At 66.7% G+C, this 23268-nt stretch carries 19 protein-coding genes; 15 read left to right on the forward strand and 4 right to left on the reverse strand.

The window, feature by feature from the left end:
- Positions 1-132 precede the first annotated feature (132 nt).
- Complete coding sequence (gene rpsU, locus GRB96_RS06075; protein WP_016416934.1) at positions 133-348, forward strand: 30S ribosomal protein S21; 216 nt, start codon at positions 133-135, stop codon at positions 346-348.
- Between the two features lie 151 nt (positions 349-499).
- Positions 500-2356: a DNA primase gene (gene dnaG / locus GRB96_RS06080; RefSeq protein WP_161431300.1), complete on the forward strand. Its 1857-nt coding sequence runs from the start codon at positions 500-502 to the stop codon at positions 2354-2356.
- 8 nt (positions 2357-2364) lie between these two features.
- Here the strand turns inward: dnaG and GRB96_RS06085 are convergent, their stop codons facing one another.
- Entirely contained in the window at positions 2365-2571 is a 207-nt protein-coding gene (locus tag GRB96_RS06085) for a hypothetical protein (RefSeq protein ID WP_161431301.1), read from the reverse strand.
- Positions 2572-2596: 25 nt separating this feature from the next.
- Between GRB96_RS06085 and rpoD the strand changes: the two genes are divergently transcribed.
- The gene (rpoD, locus tag GRB96_RS06090) at positions 2597-4429 is read left to right on the forward strand and encodes an RNA polymerase sigma factor RpoD (RefSeq protein ID WP_161431302.1); all 1833 of its coding nucleotides are present in this window, start codon (positions 2597-2599) and stop codon (positions 4427-4429) included.
- 105 nt (positions 4430-4534) lie between these two features.
- Here the strand turns inward: rpoD and GRB96_RS06095 are convergent, their stop codons facing one another.
- A complete protein-coding gene (locus GRB96_RS06095) occupies positions 4535-5191 on the reverse strand; it encodes a hypothetical protein (protein ID WP_161431303.1) in 657 nt (218 codons plus the stop codon).
- Between the two features lie 323 nt (positions 5192-5514).
- Between GRB96_RS06095 and GRB96_RS06100 the strand changes: the two genes are divergently transcribed.
- From GRB96_RS06100 to GRB96_RS06120, 5 genes are all read left to right on the forward strand, one after another.
- Entirely contained in the window at positions 5515-6288 is a 774-nt protein-coding gene (locus GRB96_RS06100) for an ABC transporter ATP-binding protein (RefSeq protein WP_161431304.1), read from the forward strand.
- Between the two features lie 62 nt (positions 6289-6350).
- Entirely contained in the window at positions 6351-7043 is a 693-nt protein-coding gene (locus GRB96_RS06105; protein WP_161433031.1) for an ABC transporter ATP-binding protein, read from the forward strand.
- 84 nt (positions 7044-7127) lie between these two features.
- The gene (locus GRB96_RS06110; RefSeq protein WP_161431305.1) at positions 7128-8348 is read left to right on the forward strand and encodes an ABC transporter substrate-binding protein; all 1221 of its coding nucleotides are present in this window, start codon (positions 7128-7130) and stop codon (positions 8346-8348) included.
- A gap of 57 nt (positions 8349-8405) precedes the next feature.
- A complete protein-coding gene (locus GRB96_RS06115; protein WP_161431306.1) occupies positions 8406-9293 on the forward strand; it encodes a branched-chain amino acid ABC transporter permease in 888 nt (295 codons plus the stop codon).
- Positions 9294-9297: 4 nt separating this feature from the next.
- Entirely contained in the window at positions 9298-10281 is a 984-nt protein-coding gene (locus GRB96_RS06120; RefSeq protein ID WP_161431307.1) for a branched-chain amino acid ABC transporter permease, read from the forward strand.
- A 46-nt stretch (positions 10282-10327) separates the two neighbouring features.
- Here GRB96_RS06120 and GRB96_RS06125 read toward each other — a convergent pair whose 3' ends face one another.
- Positions 10328-11218, reverse strand: a complete 891-nt coding sequence (locus GRB96_RS06125) for a LysR family transcriptional regulator (protein ID WP_161431308.1) — start codon at positions 11216-11218, stop codon at positions 10328-10330.
- 268 nt (positions 11219-11486) lie between these two features.
- Between GRB96_RS06125 and GRB96_RS06130 the strand changes: the two genes are divergently transcribed.
- The 5 genes from GRB96_RS06130 (at position 11487) to fdhF (ending at position 18938) form a co-directional block, all read left to right on the forward strand.
- A complete protein-coding gene (locus tag GRB96_RS06130; protein ID WP_161431309.1) occupies positions 11487-12596 on the forward strand; it encodes an S-(hydroxymethyl)glutathione dehydrogenase/class III alcohol dehydrogenase in 1110 nt (369 codons plus the stop codon).
- 25 nt (positions 12597-12621) lie between these two features.
- Entirely contained in the window at positions 12622-13479 is an 858-nt protein-coding gene (gene fghA, locus GRB96_RS06135; RefSeq protein ID WP_161431310.1) for an S-formylglutathione hydrolase, read from the forward strand.
- Between the two features lie 111 nt (positions 13480-13590).
- Positions 13591-14295: a monofunctional biosynthetic peptidoglycan transglycosylase gene (gene mtgA, locus GRB96_RS06140; protein ID WP_161431311.1), complete on the forward strand. Its 705-nt coding sequence runs from the start codon at positions 13591-13593 to the stop codon at positions 14293-14295.
- A gap of 70 nt (positions 14296-14365) precedes the next feature.
- Complete coding sequence (locus tag GRB96_RS06145; protein ID WP_161431312.1) at positions 14366-16084, forward strand: NADH-ubiquinone oxidoreductase-F iron-sulfur binding region domain-containing protein; 1719 nt, start codon at positions 14366-14368, stop codon at positions 16082-16084.
- A 10-nt stretch (positions 16085-16094) separates the two neighbouring features.
- Positions 16095-18938, forward strand: a complete 2844-nt coding sequence (gene fdhF / locus GRB96_RS06150; protein WP_161431313.1) for a formate dehydrogenase subunit alpha — start codon at positions 16095-16097, stop codon at positions 18936-18938.
- On the opposite strand, the gene GRB96_RS06155 is transcribed toward fdhF, so the two are convergent.
- Entirely contained in the window at positions 18898-19821 is a 924-nt protein-coding gene (locus GRB96_RS06155; protein WP_205743501.1) for a DMT family transporter, read from the reverse strand. The genes fdhF and GRB96_RS06155 overlap by 41 nt on opposite strands.
- Before the next feature lie 10 nt (positions 19822-19831).
- Between GRB96_RS06155 and dctP the strand changes: the two genes are divergently transcribed.
- Both dctP and GRB96_RS06165 read left to right on the forward strand, forming a co-directional pair.
- Entirely contained in the window at positions 19832-20935 is a 1104-nt protein-coding gene (dctP, locus tag GRB96_RS06160; RefSeq protein WP_240894135.1) for a TRAP transporter substrate-binding protein DctP, read from the forward strand.
- 137 nt (positions 20936-21072) lie between these two features.
- Complete coding sequence (locus GRB96_RS06165; protein ID WP_161431315.1) at positions 21073-23268, forward strand: TRAP transporter large permease subunit; 2196 nt, start codon at positions 21073-21075, stop codon at positions 23266-23268.

The raw sequence follows: 23268 nt of genomic DNA on the forward strand, positions 1-23268 counted from the left end.
AAATTCCGCGACCGATACCCTCGTTTTCCGGCGCGCTCAGGCGTTCCGGGCGTTTGTTCGTCGCGAAACGTGCCACCCGCAGGGGTGTGCGTACTAACCGAACTCTAGTTACCTAAGGTAGGTGAGTGCTTAATGCCTTCTGTCAAAGTACGAGATAACGAGCCGTTTGACGTCGCGCTGCGTCGCTTCAAGCGTTCCTGCGAAAAAGCCGGTGTTCTCTCCGAGGTGCGTCGTCGCGAGCATTACGAGAAGCCGACTGCGGAGCGCAAGCGCAAGGCGGCCGCTGCCGTCAAGCGTCACGCCAAGAAGCTCCAGCGTGAGCGCAAGCGCTTCGAACGGCTCTATTGATCCGTACTGGAGACGTCGGGGCCCAGGCCCGGGCTGTCTCAGGAGGACGCCAAGCGGCCGCCATCCGGTGGCCGCTTGTTTTTTCCGGGTCGGTGGCGGCTGCCGTCGACCCAGGGTGATCACACCGCAGCCGTCGAGGTGATCCGACTTCATGGCCGGACAGATTCCCCAGCGCTTCATCGATGACCTGTTGGCCCGCGTCGACGTGGTCGAGGTGGTGGGTGAACGAGTTCAGCTCAAGAAGGCCGGACGCAACTACTCGGGCCTGTGTCCCTTCCATCAGGAGAAGACGCCGTCGTTTACCGTGAGTGCCGACAAGCAGTTCTATCACTGCTTCGGCTGCGGCGCCCACGGCAATGCCCTGCGCTTCCTGATGGAGTACGACAAGCTGCGCTTCCCCGAGGCGGTGGAGCAGCTGGCCGGCCGCCTGGGTATGGAAGTACCACGTGAGGGGGCCGACGACCCGCGTGCCCAGGCCCGGGAGCGCAAGCGCAAGGAGGGTGTGAACCTCCTCGAGCTCTCGGCCAGCTTCTTTCGCGAGCGGCTGAAGATGCCGGAGGGCCAGGGCGCCCGGGAGTACCTGGAGCGCCGCGGCCTGGCGCCTGAAGTGATCGACACCTTCGGTGTCGGCTATGCCCCGGACACCTGGGAGAGCCTCAAGCGCCACCTCGGTGAGCGCGGTATCGGTGAGGCGGTGCAGGTGGAGTACGGCCTGCTGGTGCATCGCGAGGAGAGCGGACGCACCTACGACCGTTTCCGCGACCGGGTGATGTTCCCGATCCGCGATATCAAGGGGCGCACCATCGGCTTCGGCGGGCGGGTGCTGGGCGATGCCAAGCCCAAGTACCTCAATTCGCCCGAGACCCCGGTGTTCCGCAAGGGGCGCGAGCTCTATGGCCTCTACGAGGCGCGCCAGGCCGATCACCGTCTGGAGCGGGTGGTGATCGTCGAGGGCTACATGGACGTGGTGGCCCTGGCCCAGTTCGGCATCCGTAATGCGGTCGCCACCCTGGGCACCTCCACCAGTGAGGAACATCTCGGGCGACTGTTCCGGCTGGTCAACGAGGTGGTGTTCTGCTTCGATGGCGACCGTGCCGGACGCCAGGCCGCGACACGGGCGCTGGAGACGGTGCTGCCGCTGATGATCGATGGCCGCCAGGCACGCTTCCTGTTCCTGCCCGAGGGGGAGGATCCGGACACTCTGGTGCGTCGCGAGGGCAGCGAGGCCTTCCAGGATCGCATCACCTGCGCCAGCCCGCTGTCGGAGTTCCTCTTCGACCAGGCGGCGGCAGGCCGCGACCTGGCGCGCATCGAGGATCGCGAGCGATACGCCAGCCAGGTGCTGAAGGCGATCGGGCGCTTGCCGGAAGGGGTGCTCAGGTCGCTGATGCTGAGCGAGCTGTCGCGGCGCACCGGCGTCGAGGCGGCGAATTTCTCGGCCCTGCTGGCAAGGGGCGAGGGCGTGGCGGGGCGAGAGTCGCGCGGCGCACAGGAGCCAGCTGCCATGGAAGGGGGTAAAGGCAGCGCCATGTCGGAGCCGCCGCCCCGGGGTGAGAGCAGTGCCGCTCTTGCGCGGCGCTCCGGTGGGGCCTTGAGCCTGACGGCGCGCGCCCTGCAGCTGCTGCTTCACGAGCCGGCGCTGGTGTCGCGATTGCCCGAGGAGGAAGACTGGTGTCCGGAAGAGGAGCCCGACGGGGTGCTGTGTCGCGAGGTGATCCGCCTGCTGAGGGCCGGTGGCTACCGCAGCCCCCAGGTGCTGCTGGCGCACTTCCATGGCAGTCCCGAGGGTGAGCGCCTGGCGGCGCTGGCACGGCGTGAGCTGCTGATCCCGAAGCCGGCACGGGGTGCCGAGCTGGAGGGGCTGGTGGCGCACTTCCGGCGGCACCGTCGCAGGCGCTCACCACAGGAGGAGTTCGACGCACTGCTGGCCAGGGAGAAGGCGGGTGAGCGGTTGTCGCGGGAGGAGAAGCAGCGACTGATGGCGTTGATCACCGAACTGCATCGCTGACCGGAAGGTCAAAAAAACACACGACGGATTGGCGCTGCGGTTGATTTCTCTCCTAACATCCCCACATAGGAGACATCGCTCGGCACCGGCGTAACCTGACAACCTAACACACCTGAATGACCGCGCAAATAGATCGAACTGGCAGAAAGGTGCTTTCTGCCGCTATACTGTTCGGCTTTATGAGTTTTCTCCACCCAGCGCTTCAGGTGCTTCATTCTTCTTCGTCGAGATAGGGTTTCTATGGCTGGAAATGCGCAGCAGCAGTCGCGTCTGAAGGAGTTGATCGCGCGCGGCAAGGAACAGGGCTACCTGACCTATGCCGAGGTCAACGACCACCTTCCCGAGGATATCGCCGACCCGGATCAGGTGGAAGATATCATCGGCATGATCAACGACATGGGCATCAGCGTCGTCGAGGAAGCCCCCGATGAAGACACCCTGATGATGTCGGATCAGTCCACCGACGAGTCGGCGGCCGAGGAGGCCGTGGCGGCTCTGGCCGCCGTGGAAAGCGACGTGGGTCGCACCACCGATCCGGTGCGCATGTACATGCGCGAGATGGGGACGGTGGAGCTGCTGACCCGCGAGGGCGAGATCGAGATCGCCAAGCGCATCGAGGAGGGCACCCGTGAGGTAATGTCGGCGCTGGCCTACCTGCCCGGCGCGGTGGACTCCATCCTCGATGCCTATGATGCCACCCAGGACGAGGAGGCCCCCGGCCGCCTCTCCGACCTCTTCTCCGGCTTCATCGATCCCGACGAGGGCATTCCCGGCGTGGCCGAGGCCGAGGTTCCCGAGGAGGAGCCCCAGGCGGCGGGCGATGACGACGAGGATGGCGAGGCCGAGGAGGAGACGACCGGCGGCCCCGATCCCGAGGAGGCCCGCGCCCGCTTCGAGCAGATCCGCGAGCAGAACGCCGCGGCCCAGGCGGCCATCGAGGCCCACGGTCGGCACTCCAAGCCCGCCCAGGAGGAACTGGCGCGGCTGGCCGAGCTGTTCTCGCCGATCAAGCTGGTGCCCAAGCACTTCGAGCGCCTGGTCAACCAGGTGCGTATCAGCGTCGAACAGGTGCGCGCCCAGGAGAAGGCGGTGATGCAGCTGTGCGTCAAGAAGGCGCGCATCCCGCGCAAGACCTTCATCAAGGCCTTCCCGGGCAGCGAGTCCGATCCCGAGTGGCTGGATGCCTTCGCCGGCGAGCACCCCAAGTATGCCGACCGCCTCGCGCCGCTGCGCACGGATATCCAGCGTGCCCAGCGCAAGATCGCCTTCGAGGAAGCGATGGTTCGCCTGCCGGTGCAGGAGATCAAGGAGGTCAACCGTCGCCTCTCCATCGGCGAGGCCAAGGCGCGCCGCGCCAAGAAGGAGATGGTCGAGGCCAACTTGCGTCTGGTGATCTCCATCGCCAAGAAGTACACCAATCGTGGCCTGCAGTTCCTGGACCTGATCCAGGAGGGCAATATCGGCCTGATGAAGGCGGTGGACAAGTTCGAGTATCGCCGTGGCTACAAGTTCTCCACCTATGCCACCTGGTGGATTCGCCAGGCGATCACCCGCTCCATCGCCGACCAGGCGCGCACCATCCGCATCCCGGTGCACATGATCGAGACCATCAACAAGCTCAACCGGGTCTCCCGGCAGATGCTCCAGGAGATGGGGCGCGAGCCCACCCCCGAGGAGCTGGGTGAACGTCTCGAGATGCCCGAGGACAAGGTGCGCAAGGTGCTCAAGATCGCCAAGGAGCCGATCTCCATGGAGACGCCCATCGGCGACGATGACGACTCGCACCTGGGCGACTTCATCGAGGACAGCTCCATGGTGCTGCCCATCGACTCTGCCACCGGAGAAGGGCTGATCGAGGCGACGCGCAACGTGCTGGGCGGCCTGACTGCGCGTGAGGCCAAGGTGCTGCGCATGCGCTTCGGCATCGACATGAACACCGATCATACCCTCGAGGAGGTCGGCAAGCAGTTCGACGTCACCCGCGAGCGGATCCGCCAGATCGAGGCCAAGGCGTTGCGCAAGCTGCGTCATCCCAGCCGCTCCGAGCCGCTGCGCTCCTTCCTCGACGAGTAGGGTGCGAATCGCGCCGGCTCCGGCCGGCGTTGGCGCCATGAAGAAGCCCCGACAGGCCAGGCCTGTCGGGGCTTCTTGTGTTGTCGGCGGCCGTGCGCCGGAGGCTCAGCCCGCCTTGCGCGCGAGCGCCCAGCGGCGGGCCAGCAGGACAAGTTCGATCACTGCGATCAGCAGCAGGGCATAGCCGAACAGCTCCACCACTTCCTCGGCGGCACTCTTGAAATCACGCAGGTAGTTCTCCTGCAGGATCGCCTGCCAGAAGTCGCCACGTCCGTAGAGGCGCGAGAAGACGTAGGTGGTCAAGAAGCCCGCGGCGAACAGGCCGAAGGAGAGGCTGTTGGAATAGGCGGCGAACTCGGCCACGAAGGCGCGCCGGTGGCGGATGACCACGAACAGGATCGGCAGCACCGTGAGGCTGACCAGCAGCTGCCAGGCCCCGTCGAAGACCCGAGCATCGAGCAATGCATCCTGCTCGCGGATCAGCGAGGCGAACAGGAATCCGAACATCAGCAGGGCGACGAGGCGCAGCTGGCGCAGCCCGAGCATCACGTAGAGCAGCAGGGCGGAAGCGGTGGCCAGCAGGCTGGTCTGGGCCAGTTCGGTGAAGCCGCGTTCGGAGAAGCGGTCATCGGGGAAGTACAGGGCTTCGTAGAAGACCCCCTGGGCGATTCCCGCCACCAGCAGGATATAGAGCGTCGCACGCAGGCATACGGCACGGAACCCGATGGGCCAGGAAGGCTCGGGCAAAGACTTATGGGTCATGGCGAAGTTCGAATATGCAGGCAATAGTGTTTGCGTATTCTACCTGCCCCGCCAAGCGGTGGCTAACCTTGCCGGCTAGTTGTTTGCAAACTATTGAATTTATGGGGCCTACACCATTAGTCGAGTTTTCACCCTGGCCTATTGCCGAGTCGGAATCACTCCTCTAGCTTACGTTAACGTAAAGTGCCGAGGCCGGTGACCACTCGAGGATCGCCACCTGTCCGATGCGGATGACCACAGCCGTCATGCCGACGACGACAACGGCCGACAACAACGACAACAGCACCACGGCGGGTCGCCAGGCGACCCCGAGAGGACGATCCATGACCCAGGAGTTCATACTGGAGACTCGCGGGTTGACCAAGGAGTTTCGCGGCTTCACCGCCGTGGACGACGTCAACCTGCAGGTTCAGGAGGGGCATATCCATGCCCTGATCGGCCCCAACGGGGCCGGCAAGACCACCGTCTTCAACCTGTTGACCAAGTTCCTGCCGCCCACCCGCGGCGAGATTCTCTATCGCGGCAAGCCCATCACGCGCATGAAGGCCAACGAGATCGCGCGTCTCGGCCTGGTGCGCTCCTTCCAGATCTCCGCGGTGTTCGGTCACATGACGGCGCTGGAGAACGTGCGGGTGGCGCTGCAGCGCAAGCTGGGCACCTCCTTCCACTTCTGGAAGCCCGAGAGCAGCCTCGACCACCTCAACGACCGTGCCCTGGAGCTGCTCGCCGAGGTGGGTCTGGCCGAGTACGCCGATGTGCTCACCGTGGAGATGCCCTACGGGCGCAAGCGCGCCCTGGAGGTGGCCACCACCCTGGCGCTGGAACCCACCCTGATGCTGCTCGACGAGCCCACCCAGGGCATGGGCGCCGAGGACGTCGATCGCATCGTCGAGCTGATCCGTCGCGTCTCCAGGGGGCGCACCGTGCTGATGGTGGAGCACAACCTGAGCGTGGTCAGCCGGCTGTGTGACCGCATCACCGTGCTGGCCCGCGGTGCTGTGCTGGCCGAGGGCGACTATCAGGAAGTGTCGCGCAACCCCCAGGTGCGCGAGGCCTACATGGGCAGTGAAGCGGCGGCAGAGGAGGCCAGCGCATGAGCCAGGCAGCCGAGGCGATCCGCGAGACCCGCGGCGCCCATCCCCACCATGACGGCGCCGAGATGCTGCGGGTCAGCGACCTGCACGCCTTCTACGGCGAGTCCCACATCCTCCATGGCGTCGACTTCGACGTGAAGCGCGGTGAGCTGGTGACCCTGCTCGGCCGCAACGGCGCCGGGCGCAGCACCACCCTGAAGTCGATCATGAACATGGTTGGCCGGCGCACCGGCTCGATCATGATCAACGGCAACGAGACCCTGGGGATGAAGCCCCACCGCATCCCGCGGCTGGGCATCGGCTACTGCCCCGAGGAGCGCGGCATCTTCGCGAGCCTCGACGTCGAGGAGAACCTGATGCTGCCGCCCACGGTGCGCTCCGACGGCATGAGCCTCGACGAGATCTACGCCATGTTCCCCAACCTCTACGAGCGGCGCCGCAGCCAGGGCACGAGGCTCTCCGGCGGCGAGCAGCAGATGCTTGCCATGGCGCGCATCCTGCGCACCGGGGCGCGGCTGCTGCTGCTCGACGAGATCACCGAGGGCCTCGCCCCGGTCATCGTCCAGGCGCTCGGCGAGGTGCTGGTCAAGCTCAAGGAGCGGGGCATGACCATCGTGCTGGTGGAGCAGAACTTCCGCTTCGCCGCGCCGCTGGCCGACCGTCACTTCGTGATGGAGCACGGTCGCATCATCGAGGAGATCAGCGCCGCCGAACTGCCGTCGCGTCGCGACCACCTCAACAGCCTGCTGGGGGTGTGACGGCACGCCCGTCGCCCGGCAGTTTCACCACCGCCAACCGTATCGACAACAACAAACCGCCCCTCGTGGGCCACGGAGTCAATCATGACCTTCAATCGCAAGATTCTCGCTACCAGCGTTGCCCTGGCCACCGCCACCCTGATGGCCACCGGCGCCCAGGCCCAGATGAGTGATGATGCCGTGCGCATCGGCTATCTCGCCGACATGTCCGGCACCTACCGTGACCTGGCCGGCCCCGGCGGCCTCGCGGCCCTGGAGATGGCCATCGAGGACTTCGGTGGCGAGGTCAACGGCGCCCCCATCGAGGTGTTCAGCGCCGATGACCGCAACAGCGCCGATGTGGGTGCCAACACCGTGCGTGAGTGGTTCGACACCCGCAACGTCGACCTGGTCGCCGGCCTGGTGGCCTCCTCGGTTTCCATCGCTGCCACCAAGGTGATCGAGGAGAACGACGGCCTGGGCATCGTCTCCGGCTCTGCCGCCTCCAGCATCACCAACGAGCACTGCACCCCCAACCATATTCACTGGGTCTATGACACCTACCCGCTGGCCAACGGCACCGCCAAGGCGGTGGTCGAGCAGGGCGGCGATACCTGGTTCATGCTCACCGCCGACTACGCCTTCGGCCACGCCCTGGAGGGCGACGTGACCAAGGTAGTGGAGGAGAACGGCGGGGAGATCGTCGGCGGCGTGCGTCACCCCTTCCCGACCAGTGACTTCTCCTCCTACATCCTCCAGGCCCAGGGCTCCGGCGCCAAGATCGTCGGCCTGGCCAACGCCGGTGCCGATACCGTCAACGCCATCACCACCGCCAGCCAGTTCGGCCTGACCCAGTCCGGCCAGCAGCTCGCCGGCCTGCTGATCTTCCTCAATGACGTCCACTCCATGGGTCTCGAGGATACCCAGAACCTGCTGCTCACCACCGGCTGGTACTGGGACATGGATGACCAGGCGCGCGAGTGGGCCGACCGCTACTTCGACCGGGTGGGCGCACGTCCGACCATGGTCCAGGCCGGCATCTACTCCAGCACCATGCACTACCTGGAGACCGTGGCCGAGGAGGGCACCGATACCCCCGAGGCGATCCGCGCGGCCATGGCCGAGCGCCCGGTGGAGGATTTCTTCTCGCGCAACGGTCGCATCCGTGAGGATGGCCGCATGGTCCACGACATGTATCTGGCCCGCGTGAAGACGCCCGAAGAGTCCACCGACGAGTGGGACGTCTACGAGATCCTCGCCACCATCCCGGCAGAAGAGGCCTACCGCCCGCTCTCCGAGAGCCAGTGCGACCTGGTCAACAACTGAGCGGATGTGGAACCGGCGGCGGCTACGGCCGCCGCCAGCTGACGGGAGGCCCATGAGATGACAATGATTTTCGGGGTGCCGGTGATGGTGTTCATGGGCCAGCTGATGCTGGGCCTGATCAACGGTGCCTTCTATGCCCTGCTGAGCCTGGGGCTGGCGGTGATCTTCGGCCTGCTGAAGATCGTCAACTTCGCCCACGGCGCCATGTACATGCTGGGCGCCTTCGTGGCCCTGCTGGGCCTGCAGTATCTGGGGCTCAATTACTGGGCGGCGCTGCTGGTGGTGCCGCTGGTGGTAGGCGGACTGGGCATGCTGATCGAGCGCTTTATCCTGCGCCGTATCGCCCACCTCGACCACCTCTACGGGCTGCTGCTCACCTTCGGCCTGGCGCTGATCTTCGAGGGCACCCTGATCAACTTCTTCGGCGTCTCGGGCTCGAGCTATCCCACGCCCGAGGCCCTGCAAGGCGGGATGAACCTGGGCTTCATGTTCCTGCCCACCTATCGCGGCTGGGTACTGCTGGCGGCGCTGGTGGTCTGCCTGGCTACCTGGTTCATCATCGAGCGCACCCGCCTGGGCGCCTACCTGCGCGCCGGCACCGAGAACCCGTCGCTGATGCAGGCCTTCGGGGTCAACGTGCCCCAGCTGATCACCCTGACCTACGGCTTCGGGGTGGCCCTGGCCGCCTTCGCCGGGGTGCTGGCCGCGCCGCTCTACCCGGTGTCGCCGACCATGGGCTCGAGCCTGTTGATCGTGGTCTTCGCGGTGGTGGTGATCGGTGGCATGGGCTCGATCATCGGTGCGGTCATCACCGGCCTGGCCATGGGCCTGATCGAGGGCCTGACCAAGGTCTATTATCCCGAGGCCGCCAACACCGTGATCTTCGTGGTGATGGTGGTGGTTTTGATGCTGCGTCCCGCGGGACTCTTCGGCAAGGAGGCTTGACGCCATGTCGGCAACCCAGACCCTGACTCTCGCCATGCAGCGCCGCCGCCAGGCCAGGCTGCGTCGCAACGTTCTCTACCTGGTGCTGATCGCCATCGCCCTGGTGGCCCCCTTCGTGGCCTACCCGGTGTTCCTGATGAAGGTGCTGTGCTTCGCGCTGTTCGCCTGCGCCTTCAACCTGCTGCTCGGCTACGCCGGCCTGCTCTCCTTCGGGCACGCTGCCTTCCTGGCCACCGGCGGCTACTTCACCGGCATCATGTTGGCCAGCTACCCGGGGCTGACCCCCGAGCTGGGTATCCTGATCGGCACCTTCGCCGCCGTGGTGCTGGGCACCCTGTTCGGCGCCCTGGCGATCCGCCGCCAGGGCATCTACTTCGCCATGGTGACCCTGGCCCTGGCGCAGATGATGTTCTTCTTCTTCGTCCAGGCGCCCTTCACCGGCGGCGAAGATGGCCTGCACGGGGTGCCGCGGGGCGCGCTGTTCGGGCTGATCAGCCTCGACAGCAACCTCAACATGTACTACTTCGTGCTGGCGGTGTTCGTGATCGGCTTCGCGATCATCCGGCGTGCCGTTCACTCGCCCTACGGCCAGGTGCTCAGGGCGATCCGCGAGAATGAGCCGCGCGCCGTCTCGCTCGGCTACAACGTCGACGCCTACAAGCTGGTGGCCTTCGTGCTCTCCGCCGGCCTGGCGGGCCTGGCGGGCTCCACCAAGACCGTGGTCTTCCAGCTCGCCTCGTTGACCGATGCCCATTGGCACATGTCCGGCGAGGTGATCCTGATGACCCTGCTGGGCGGGGTGGGGACGCTGTTCGGCCCCCTGGTGGGAGCCGGCGTGGTGGTCAGCCTGCAGACCCAGCTCGCCCAGTCGCCGCTCGGCAACTGGGTCAGCGTGATTCTCGGCGCCATCTTCGTGATCTGCGTGCTGAGTTTCCGCAGTGGGATCGTCGGCGAGATCCAGAAGGTCGTGAAGAAGAACTTCAAGTGAGTCCCGTCTTGCCATGCAAACTCGAGGCGCCCCGCGGGGCGCCTTTTCAATGGACGGAAGGCAGGCTTTTCGGCAGGTGTTCGACCAGGTGGTCGAGGAAGCGGTGCAGCTTGGGGGAGCGCTGTCGGTGACGCGGGAACACCGCCCACACGGCGTTATCGTCGTGGCGGTAGGCGTCGAGCACCGAGACCAGGTCGCCGTTGGCCAGGTGCTCCTTCACGTAATAGTCGGGTAGCTGGGCCAGCCCCAGGCCCTTCAGGGCGGCATCGAGCAGGGCGGGTCCCGAGTTGGCGCGCCAGGGGCCGTCGACGCGCACCTCACGGCGGACGCCGTCCACGGCGAAGCGCCAGTGGTCGCGTGAGCCCACCAGGCAGCGGTGTCGGGAGAGCTCGGCCAGGGCATGGGGTTGGGAAATATGGGCAAAATACGCCGGGGCGCCGACAACGTATTCGCGGCGCTCGCACAGGCGCCTGGCGACCAGGCTCGAATCCTCCAGGCGGCCCATGCGGACCGCCACGTCAAAGCCCTCATCGATGATATCCACCTGGCGGTTGGTGAAGTGCATGCGCACCTCCAGCTGTGGATGTTCGAGCTGGAAGTCGTTGACCAGAGGCGCGATGAAGCGCTCACCGAAGGTGGTGGCCGACGTCAGGGAGAGCCGTCCCTGGGGACGGTCCTGAAGGTCACCGATGGCGGACTCGGCCTCGCGGAAACCATCGAACAGGTGGCGGCAGTGGCGGTAATAGAGTGCCCCGGCGTCGGTCAGGTGGATCTGGCGAGTGGTGCGGTAGAGCAGGGCAGTGCCCAGTTGCTGCTCGAGCTGGGCCACCAGCCGGCTGACGTGGGAGGGCGACACCGACAGTTCCCGCGCCGCAGCGACGAAGGTGCCCAGACGCACCACCTCGACGAAGGCCTCGATTCTATCCCAGCGCTGCATTCAAGCACCTTGATCAAGAGCTGTTCGAGGCTGATCCGGCGGCAGGTCTCCGAGGGGGCGCTGTGAACCCCTCCCTGGGCGCTACCGACGCCATCCCTGGCGTAGGACCCCCTCTGCGACCTGTCGCCGGCGCCTCTCACGCAGCTCGGTTACCAGTTGTCGACATTATTGCTGTGTGGCAATAATGTCGTGCCTTTGGTGCAGTTTATCTTGTATGGCGATCTTGCCTAGACTGGGGACAACATTCCCCCGAGTGAGGAGATCGATCATGAAGTCACGCGCCGCCGTTGCCCTGGAAGCGGGCAAGCCCCTGGAACTCGTCGAGATCGACGTCGAAAGCCCCAAGGCCGGCGAGGTGCTGGTGAAGATGGCCGCCACCAGCGTCTGCCACACCGACGCCTATACGCTCTCCGGTGCCGACCCGGAGGGCAATTTCCCGGCGGTGCTGGGCCACGAGGGGGCCGGCATCGTCCAGGAGGTGGGCGAGGGCGTTACCAGCCTGCGCCCCGGTGACCATGTCATCCCGCTGTATACCGCCGAGTGTGGCCAGTGCAAGTTCTGCCTCTCCGGCAAGACCAACCTGTGCAGCTCGGTACGCGCCACCCAGGGCAAGGGCGTCATGCCCGATGGTACGTCGCGCTTCTCGCTGGATGGCCAGCCGCTGCACCACTATATGGGCTGCTCCACCTTCAGCGAGTATACCGTAGTCCCCGAGGTGTCCCTGGCGGTGGTCTCCAAGGAGGCGCCCCTGGACAAGATCTGCCTGCTGGGATGTGGCGTGACCACCGGCATCGGCGCGGTGATGAATACCGCCAAGGTCGAGCCGGGCTCCACCGTCGCCGTGTTCGGCATGGGCGCCATCGGCCTGGCGGTGATCCAGGGCGCCGTCATGGCCAAGGCCAGCCGCATCATCGCCATCGACGTCAATCCCGAGAAGTTCAAGCTCGCCGAGCAGTTCGGCGCCACCGACTTCGTCAACCCCAAGGATCACGCCGCCAGCATCCAGGAGGTGATCGTCGACATGACCGATGGCGGCGTCGACTACTCCTTCGAGTGCATCGGCAACGTGAATGTCATGCGCTCGGCCCTGGAATGCTGTCACAAGGGCTGGGGCGAGTCGGTGATCATCGGCGTGGCCGGCGCCGGCGAGGAGATCAGCACCCGCCCGTTCCAGCTGGTGACCGGCCGGGTCTGGAAGGGCTCCGCCTTCGGCGGCGTGAAGGGTCGCTCGCAGCTGCCGGGTTACGTGGAGCAGTACATGAACGGCGAGATCAATATCGACGACTTCATTACCCATGACATGCCGTTCGAGAAGATCAACGAGGCCTTCGAACTGCTGCACAAGGGCGAAAGCATTCGTACCGTGCTCCACTATTGATGAGCGCCCGACAGGAGGCATATCCATGACCATGACCGAGCACCTCGAGCTGGTATCGGCCAACAAGAGTTTCGGTGGCTGGCACAAGCGCTACCGCCATCGCTCCCGGACGCTGGACTGCGAGATGGTCTTTGCCATCTATCTGCCGCCCCAGGCCGAGACCGAGCGAGTGCCGCTGCTGTGGTGGCTCTCCGGGCTGACCTGCAATGACGAGAACTTCATGCAGAAGGCCGGTGCGCACCGCATGGCCGCGGAGCTGGGCATCGCCATCATCTGTCCGGACACCAGTCCGCGTGGCACCGACCTGCCCGGCGAGCACGACAGCTATGACTTCGGTTCCGGCGCCGGCTTCTACGTCAATGCCACCCGGGAACCCTGGAAGCGCCACTACCGCATGTACGACTACGTGACCGAAGAGCTGCCCTCGGTGGTGCGTCAGCACTTTCCGGTCAATGGCCGGGAGTCGATCAGTGGCCACTCCATGGGCGGTCATGGTGCCCTGGTAATGGCGCTGCGCCGGCCCGGTCATTATCGCTCGGTGTCGGCCTTCGCCCCGGTCGTCAATCCTACCGAGTGTCCCTGGGGGCAGCAGGCCTTCACCGGCTATCTCGGCGAGGACCGTGGCAAGTGGACCCAGTACGATGCCTGTGAACTGGTGGCCCGTGGCGCCTCCAGCCAGCCGCTGTTTATCGACCAGGGCGAGGCGGATGACTTCCTCGAGGAGCAGCTCAAGCCCGAGCGGCTCGAGGCGGTGTGCGCCGAGCACGACCATCCGCTGACCCTGCGTCGCCAGCCGGGCTATGATCACAGCTACTACTTCATCGCCTCCTTTATCGAGGAGCACCTGCGCTATCACGCCGAGCGGCTGCACAAGAAGCGCTGAGGCAGCTGTCTCCCGTCGAGGCGACCGGGGCCCTATACTGGCCGCATGAGGGCTGTGGGGTCGTGATCAGGGCCCGGGACGAGGGGAGAGACGCATGCGACGAGGTCGGCGATGATCGCCAGGTGGAGACGCAGACTATGGGGCTGGCTGTGGCGGGCGTGCCTGGGCTTCGTGGTGCTCTCGGTGTTGCTGGTACTGCTGTTCCGCCAGGCCCCGGTATTCGGTTCCATGGTGATGGTGGAGCGCAAGGTGCACTCCTGGGTGTCCCGGGAACCCATCGACATCCAGCACCGCTGGCGACCCTGGGAGGCGCTCTCCGACCACGCCAAGCTGGCGGTGATCGCCGCCGAGGACCAGCGCTTCCTGGAGCACCACGGCTTCGATCTGGTGGAGATTCGTCGCGCCTGGCAGGCGAGCCGCAACGGTGGTCGGCTGCGCGGGGCCAGCACCCTCAGCCAGCAGACCGCCAAGAACCTCTTTCTGTGGACCGGGCGCAGCTGGATACGCAAGGGCTTCGAGGCGTGGTTTACCCTGCTGATCGAGGCCCTGTGGCCCAAGCAGCGCATCCTTGAGGTCTACCTCAATATCGCCGAGTGGGATAGCGGCGTGTTCGGCCTGGAGGCTGCGGCGCAGCACTACTTCGGCATCTCGGCGGGCCAGCTGAGTGCGGCCCAGGCCAGCCGCCTGGCGGCGATCCTGCCGGACCCGCGGGGTCGCGATGCCGCTCGGCCTTCTCCCGGGGTGGTCCAGCGCAGCGCCTGGATCCGCCGGCAGATGAGCAACCTGGGCGGCGTCGCCTACCTGCAGAATTTCTAGGCGAAGCTTACGGCGAGCATGATCGCCCGCATTACAGCCACAATGACAAGAGCAGAATAGCGAGGCCGCCATGCACGATACCACCAGCCCCCAACGAGCACGCCGTCGCGGCGGGGCCCGCGGCCGCGAGCTGGCACCGCTGGCGCTGAGCGGGCTGCGCGCCCTGCTCGGCGACGAGCGTGCCGATCCGGCGCTGCGTCGCCGCGACCGGCTGATCGAGCACCTCCACGTCCTCCAGGACGCCCACGGCCACCTGGCCATGGCGGAGCTGCGGGCGCTGGCCAGCTACATGGCCCTGCCCATGGCGGCCATCTACGAGACCGCCACCTTCTATGCCCACTTCGACGTGGTCCACGACGACCAGGCGCCGCCGCCGGCACTCACCGTGCGGGTGTGCGACTCGCTCTCCTGTCGCCTGGCCGGCGCCGAGGCGCTGCACGAGCGGCTCGCGTCCGGTGCCGACCCCGAGGCGGTGCGGGTGCTGCGGGCGCCGTGCATGGGGCGCTGCGACAGTGCGCCGGTGGCCCAGGTGGGCCACCTGCACGTCCGTTACGCCACCGCGGAGGGGGTCGAGGCGGTGGTGGATACCGGCCACTTCCACCCCGAGGCGATCCTATGGCAGCGCCTGGCCGACTACCGCGCCGCGGGTGGCTATCGGCTGCTGGCCGCATGCCAGGCCGGCGAGGTGGACTTCGCGGCGCTCTGCGAGGCCTTCGAGCATGCCGGGCTGCGTGGCCTGGGTGGTGCCGGCTTCCCGATCTTCAGGAAGTGGCAGGCGGTGCGCGCCGAGCCCGGACCCCGCTATGCGGTGATCAACGCCGACGAGGGGGAGCCCGGTACCTTCAAGGACCGCCACTATCTCGAGCATGAGCCGCATCGCTTCCTGGAAGGGGCCCTGGTGGGCGCCTGGGCGGTGGAGGCGGAGGCTCTGTATATCTACCTGCGCGACGAGTATCCCGGCCTGCATCGGGTGCTCACCGAGGCCATCGCCGAGCTCGAGGCCGGAGGCCTCGTACTGCCGGACTATATCGTGCTGCGCCGGGGGGCCGGTGCCTATATCTGTGGCGAGGAGTCGGCGCTGATCGAATCCCTGGAGGGCAAGCCCGGCAAGCCGCGCCATCGCCCGCCCTTCGTGGCACAGCGCGGGCTCTTTGGCCGGCCCACTCTGGTCAACAATGTCGAGACCGTCTACTGGGTTCCGCGGATCTGGGAGCAGGGTGCCGACTGGTTCGCCGCCCAGGGACGCCACGGGCGCCAGGGTCTGCGCAGCTTTTCGGTCTCCGGGCGGGTTGCCCGGCCCGGGGTGCACCTGGCCCCGGCGGGCATCACGCTCGCCGAGCTGCTCGAGGAGTACTGTGGCGGCATGGCCGAGGGGCATCGCCTCGCCGGCTACCTGCCCGGCGGCGCCTCCGGTGGCATCCTCCCGGCGAGCAAGGCCGATATCCCGCTGGACTTCGATACGCTGCAGGAGCACGGCTGCTTTATCGGCTCGGCGGCGATCATCGTGCTCTCGGACCAGGATGATCTGAAGGCGGTAGCGACCAACCTGCTGGGCTTCTTCGCCGACGAGTCCTGCGGACAGTGCACGCCCTGCCGGGTGGGCACCGAGAAGATGCTCACCCTGCTCGAACGCGATGAGTGGGATGTCGAGCAGCTCGAGCGCCTCGCCCGGGTGATGGCGGATGCCTCCATCTGCGGCCTGGGCCAGGCGGCGCACAATCCGGTGACGAGCCTGCTGCGCGATTTTTGCGGCGAGCTCGAAGCCCGGCAGCTGATCGCGAAAGGGTAGGGAGGTCGAGATGAGTGACTCCAGCAGCAACGACAGCTTCACCCTGACCCTGGATGGCGTCGAGGTCAGCGCGCGTCCCGGCGAGACCCTTTGGCAGGTGGCCAGGCGCGCCGGCGAGACCATTCCCCACCTCTGCTTCAAGGATGCCCCCGGCTACCGCTCCGACGGCAACTGCCGCGCCTGCATGGTGGAGGTCGAGGGCGAGCGGGTACTCGCCGCGAGCTGTATCCGCGAGGCGGCCCCGGGCATGGTGGTGAAGAGCGCCGGCTCCGAGCGCGCCCGGGAGGCGCGTGAGGGGGTCATGGAACTGCTGCTCGCCGACCAGCCCGAACGCGATGCCGGCCCCGACCGATCGAGCCACCTCTGGGCCATGGCCGAACGGCTGGCGATCGACGTCGGTGCGGTGCGTCAGCGCCTGCCGTCGCGAGCGGAGCGCGAGACACCGACGGTACGGCATGTCGTCGCGCGTTCGGCTGCGCTGCCCCATGCCGACGGCCATGACGCCACCCACTCGGCCATGAACGTCAATCTCGACGCCTGTATCGAGTGTGGCCTCTGCGTGCGCGCCTGCCGTGAGGTGCAGGGCAACGATGTCATCGGCCTGGCGCATCGCGGGGCGGCGGCCAAGATCGTCTTCGACTTCGACGACCCCATGGGGGAGAGCACCTGTGTGGCCTGCGGCGAGTGCGTCCAGGCCTGCCCCACCGGGGCGCTGATGCCCGCGACCCTGATCGATGAGGCAGGTCGCGGCGACTCCGCCGTGGCCGACCGCACGGTCGATTCCATCTGCCCCTATTGCGGCGTGGGCTGCCAGCTCACCTACCACGTCAAGGATGAACAGATCCTCTTCGTGGAGGGCCGCAATGGGCCCTCCAACCAGGGCCGGCTGTGCGTCAAGGGGCGCTTCGGCTTTGACTACCCCAACCATCCGGCCCGGCTGACCCGACCGCTGATCCGCCGCGAGGGAGTGCCCAAGGGCATGGATCCCGGCTTCGATCCCGCCAACCCACTGACCCACTTCCGCGAGGCGAGCTGGGAGGAGGCGCTGGATCTCGCCGCTAACGGGCTCACCGGACTCAAGGCGGCCCACGGCCCCGATGCGCTGGCCGGCTTCGGCAGCGCCAAGTGCTCCAACGAGGAGGCCTGGCTGTTCCAGAAGCTGGTGCGCACCGGCTTTGGTTCCAACCATGTCGATCACTGCACGCGGCTCTGCCACGCCAGCTCCGTGGCGGCGCTGATGGAGTGCCTTGGCTCAGGGGCGGTCACGGCGTCGTTCATGCAGGCGCTTCAGGCCGATGTGGTAATCCTCACCGGCTGCAATCCGGCGGTGAACCACCCGGTGGCTGCCACCTACTTCAAGCAGGCGGCGAGAAACGGCACCCGGCTGATCATCCTCGACCCTCGTGGCCAGGCGCTGGATGCCTACGCCTGGCGCAGCGTGCGCTTCACCCCCGGCGGTGACGTGGCTCTCTACAACGCCATGCTCCATGTCATCGTGGCCGAAAAGCTGTATGACCCGGCCTATATCGACGCCCACACCGAGGGCTTCGAGGCGCTGGCGACCAGCGTGGTCGACATGACCCCGGAGGCCATGGCGCCGCTGTGCGGCGTGGACCCCGGGACGATTTGCGAGCTCGCCCGGGCCTATGCCGGGGCCGAGCGGGCGATGATCTTCTGGGGCATGGGCATCTCCCAGCATGTCCATGGCACCGACAACGCCCGTTGCCTGATCTCGCTGGCCCTGGCCTGTGGCCACACCGGTCGCCCGGGTACCGGCCTGCACCCGCTGCGCGGGCAGAACAACGTCCAGGGCGCCTCGGATGCCGGCCTGATCCCCATGGTGCTGCCCGACTACCAGCCGGTGGGCGATGCCCAGCTGCGCGCTGCCTTCGAGGAGCTGTGGAATACGCCCCTCGACGCGACGTCGGGACTGACCGTGGTGGAGATCATGGACGCCATCCTGGCCGGAACCATCAAGGGGATGTATATCCTCGGCGAGAACCCGGCGATGTCCGACCCCGACCTCCATCACGCCCGGCAGGCCCTGGCGGCCCTGGAGCACCTGGTGGTGCAGGACCTCTTCGTCACCGAGACCGCCCAGTTTGCCGACGTCATCCTGCCGGCCAGTGCCTGGCCCGAGAAGGAGGGCACGGTGACCAACACCAATCGCCAGGTGCAGCTGGGACGCGCCGCCGTGGCGCCGCCGGGAGAGGCGAAACCCGACTGGTGGATCATCCAGGAGATCGCCCGGCGCTTCGGCCTGGTCTGGGACTATGCCCACCCGCGGGAGGTGTTCGCGGAGATGAAGCAGGGAATGCACTCGCTGGACCACATCAGCTGGGAGCGCCTCGAGGACGAGGGCTCGGTGACCTATCCGTGCCCGGCGGACGATGCCCCGGGAGCGGACGTGGTGTTCTCCGATGCCTTCCCGCGCGCCGGCGGGCGGGCGAAGTTCTCGCCCACCCGACCGCTGCCGCCGGACGAGCCGGTGGACGCCGACTACCCGACGGTATTGACCACCGGGCGCCTGCTCGAGCACTGGCACACCGGCGCCATGACCCGTCGCAGTCGGGTGCTCGACGACCTGGAGCCAGAGGCCGCCGCCAGCCTGGCACCCGCGGAGCTGGGGCGCCTGGGCGTGGCCCCGGGGGAATCGATCACCATCGCCACCCGGCGCGGAACGATCACCCTCGTGGCACGGGCCGATCCGCGGATGCCCGAGGGCATGGTGTTCGTGCCCTTCGCCTTCGTGGAGGCGGCGGCCAACCTGCTGACCAACCCGGCGCTGGATCCCTTCGGCAAGATCCCGGAGTTCAAGTACGCCGCCTGTCGGCTGTCGCCGGCGGTGTCCTGACCACCAGCACCACCCCGGCGATGGCGATGGCCATGCCCAGAAGCGAAACTGGCGGCAGTGCCTCGTCGAACAGCCACCACGCCTGCAGGGCGGTGACCGGCGGTACCAGATAGAAGAGGCTCGCCACCCGCGAGGCCTCGCCGCGCTTGATCAGTGCCATCAGCAGCAGGATGGCACTGATCGAGAGCACCAGCACCAGCCACCCCAGGGTCATGGCGAAAGTGGCGGACCATTCGACATCGCGCTCCTCGAACAGCAGGGCACCCAGGCCCAGCAGGGTCGCCGCCGCCAGATACTGCACCACGGTGCCGGAGAGCAGCGGCATTCCGGTGCAGTAGCGCTTCTGGTAGAGCGTGCCGCCGGAGATACCCAGCAGCGCCACAAGCACCGCGCCCAGCGCCCCCAGGCCGAAGCCCTGGAACAGGCTCTCCCCCGGGTCGAGCTTGCCGCCCAGTACCAGGATCACCCCGGCCAGCCCCAGCGCCAGGCCCAGCCACTGGCGCATCGCCAGCCGCTCCCCGAGCAGCGGCCCGGCCAGCCCCGCCGTCAGCAACGGCTGCAGTCCCACCAGCAGCGAGGCAAGCCCCGCCGGCATGCCCAGGTAGATGCCGTAGAACACGCCTCCCAGATAGGCTCCGTGCACCAGCAGACCGGAGACGGCGATATGTCCCCATAGCGCGGGTCCCCTGGGCCACTCGCCCGAGAGCCAGTGGGCCAGGGGCACCAGCAGCGCCAGGGTCAGGGCGAAGCGGATGAACAGGAAGGTGAAGGGCTCGGCATAGGGCAGGCCGAACTTGGCGCCGATGAAGCCGGTGCTCCACAGTGCCACGAACAGCAGCGGCATGATGGCCAGCCAGAGCCGGTGGGGGGCGAGTGAGGTCATGGAGGCATCCTTGCGAGGCAAAGCCCGCATCATGGCCCCTGGTGAGCCCCCTTGCCAACCTTCCGCCGTCGCCGTGGCGGCGCCCTGGATCGGCAACGTCCAGGCTCAGGAGGGCATCCGCATCCGCATGCAGTCCTCCTGGCAGCCGGGCACCGTCGGCTACCGCACCTTCGAGGCCTGGGCCAAGGGCGTCGTCGAAGCGACCAGCGGCGAGGTAAGCATCGAGCCCTTTCCGGCCGGTGCCGTGGCTGGTGCCTTCGAGGTCGCCGATGCCGTGCGCAACGGCGTACTCGACGGCCAGAACTGGTTCACCGTCTACTGGCCCGGCAAGATGCCCGCCGGCGTCTTCCTCACCGCCTTTCCCATGGGCCTCTCGCTGCCCCACCAGTGGGACATGATGTTCGGTGCCTACGGCGGCTTTGACATCGCCAAGGACCTCTACCGCAAGCAGGGCCAGGAGCTGCTGGGCTACGTCCACCACGACCTCAACCTGATCCACTCCAAGGTGCCGCTGCGCAGCTTCGACGACTTCGATGGCGTCAAGATCCGCATGCCGGGCGGCATCGTCGCCGAGACCTTCGCCGCCATGGGCGCGCGCACCACCCTGCTGCCGGGCTCCGAGGTCTATCCGGCCCTGGAGAAGGGCACCATCGATGCCGCCGACTTCACCGGTGCCGCGGTCAACTACGAGCTGGGCTTCTGGCAGGTGGCCGACTACATCATCATGGGCCCGCCCTCCACGCCCTGCCTGCACCAGTCCGTCGACCTCATGGATATCGCCGTCAACCGCCGCGTCTACGAGCGCATGTCCTCCCAGACCCAGGATCTGATGCACGACCTGGTTGCCGGCTACTCCCGCGAACACTACGCCGCGATCCAGAAGGCCAACGCCGAAGCCTGGCCCAAGTACCGCGAGAAGGGCGTCGAGATCATCCACCTCTCCGAGGAGGACGCCACCCGCTTCCGCGAAGTCGCCATCCCGCTGTGGTTCAAGTGGGCCAACAAGGACCCGGATGCCGCGCGGCTCTTCAAGGCGCACCTCGACACCATGATGGACCCGGCGGTGGCGCTGATCACCGAAGAGGACATCCAGGGCCACGAGCTCACCCTCTGAGCCGCCGGCCTGCCGGGCCGGGGATCGTTTGCGGGCGGTCGCCGGTCCGGTCGGTGAGCGTCCCTGCCTCCCGGCCTTCCTTGACTCGTTGATCCGTGGCCATCGCCGGGAGGCGATGGCGCAGCGGAGGAGTGTCCATGAACCTCGATATCGAATTCGTCCTGCCCCACTGGCTCTACTGGTCCGTGCTGGCCCTGCTGCCGCTGGTGGTGATGGCCTGCGTCGACCGCAGCTTTCGGCGCGGCGCCGTGGTGAGCGGCGGCGATACCGCCGAGCTCCCCGGCGAGGCGCCGGTGGAGCGCTATCGGCCGCCGGGCAATCGCTTCACCGCCGCCGTCGACCGCGTCTCCGGCTTCTTTGGCCGCTATGTGGCCTACTGGTCGCTGATCGCGCCCTTCGCCTTCGCCTACGAGGTGCTGGTGCGCTACGCCTTCAACTCGCCGACCAACTGGGTCCACGAGTCGATGACCCTGATGTTCGGCATGCAGTACCTGATCGCCGGCGCCTACGCGCTGCGCGAGGGCGGCCACGTGCGCGTGGACATCCTCTACCAGCGCGCCCGGCCGCTGACCAGGGCGGCGCTCGACCTCGCCACCTCGGTGTTCTTCTTCGTCTTCACCATCGGCCTGCTGGTGACCGGCTGGAGGTTCTTCTCCCAGGCGGTGAGCGATCAGTACTTCTTCGGCGCGAGCTATGCCAACGAGACCTCCTTCACCGAGTGGGCCATCCAGTACTACCCGGTGAAGTTCATGCTCTTCTTCGGCGCCCTGCTGCTGCTGTTGCAGGGGTGCGCCCAGCTGATCCGCGATTTCCAGACCTTCCGCCATCATCGCGCCGGCGAACGCCACGGCCGCGGTGTCGCCTACCTGCTGGTGGCGCTGGGCGTGGTGCTCGGCGCCTGGGTGGTGTTCGAGATGGTCAATATCGCCACCACTGACTATGAGAGCCTGACCGGCAGCCTGGAGAGCGTGCTGGGCAATGTCGGCATCGGCGGCCTGACGTTGGTAATGTTCGGCACCCTGATGGTGGTGCTGGTGGCGGGCCTGCCGCTGGCCTTCGTCACCGGCGGCCTGGGCGTGGCCTTTCTCTACCTGGTGGGCAGCCAGGACATGCTCAACCTGATGCCGTCGCGCATCTTCCCGATGATGACCAACTACCAGCTCTCGGCCATTCCGCTGTTCATCTTCATGGCCTCGGTGCTGGAGAAGGCGGGGATCATCGAGGAGTTGTTCGATGTCGTCTACAAGTGGATGGGTGGCCTCAAGGCGGGCCTGGCGATCGCCACCGTCATCGCCTCCACACTACTCGCCGCCATGGTTGGCGTGATCGGAGCCGCGGTGGTGACCATGGGTCTGATCGCCCTGCCGGCGATGCTCAAGCGAAACTACGATCCGGAGATCGCCATCGGCTCGATCATGGCCGGCGGCACCCTGGGCATCCTGATTCCACCCTCGATACTGGCCATTATCTACGGCGTCATCGCCCAGCAGTCGGTGGGCGAGCTCTATCTCGGTTCGCTGTTGCCCGGCCTGCTGCTGGCCTTCATGTACGGCTTCTACTGCTGGATGCGTGGCACCCTCAACATCAAGGTGGCGCCGCCGATGCCGGTTGAGGATCGGGTCGACATGAAGGAGAAGCTGCGTCTGCTGCGCAACATGCTGGCGCCCATCGTGCTGGTGGTGCTGGTGCTGGGCATCATCTTCACCGGGATCGCCACGCCGGTGGAGGCGGCCGGCATCGGCACCTTCGGCGCCCTGGTGGTGGCCGCGATGCACAAGCGCCTCACCTGGCCCAACTTGCACGCGGCCTGCATGACCACCCTGGTTGCCTCGGCGATGGTGATGTGGATCATCTTCGGTGCCAGCATCTTCGTCGGCTTCTATATTCTGCAGGGTGGCCAGACCTTTGTGCAGGAGCTGATCTCCGGTGCGGGCCTAGGCCCCTACGCGGTGCTGGCGCTGATGATGGTGCTGCTGGTGGCGCTGGGTATGTTCCTGGACTGGGTGGGCATCCTGCTGCTGGCGGTGCCGATCTTCGTGCCGCTGATCAAGGGACTCACCTTCGATGGCGTGCTCGGCCTGCCCGGGGTGGACCCCGCCGATGTCTCGCTGTGGTTCGGTGTCATCTACCTGGTCAACATGCAGATGTCTTTCCTCAGCCCGCCGTTCGGCTATGCACTCTTCTATATCAAGGGGGTGTGTCCGCCGCATATCACCATGGCGCAGATCTTCCGCTCCTCCTTCCCCTTCCTGGGGATCCAGGCGCTGGGACTGCTGTTGGTGATCCTGTTCCCGGCGCTGGTCACCTGGTTGCCCAACCTGGCCTACGGCTGA

Source organism: Halomonas alimentaria (assembly GCF_009902005.1).
In the GTDB taxonomy this organism is placed as follows: Bacteria; Pseudomonadota; Gammaproteobacteria; order Pseudomonadales; family Halomonadaceae; genus Halomonas; species Halomonas alimentaria.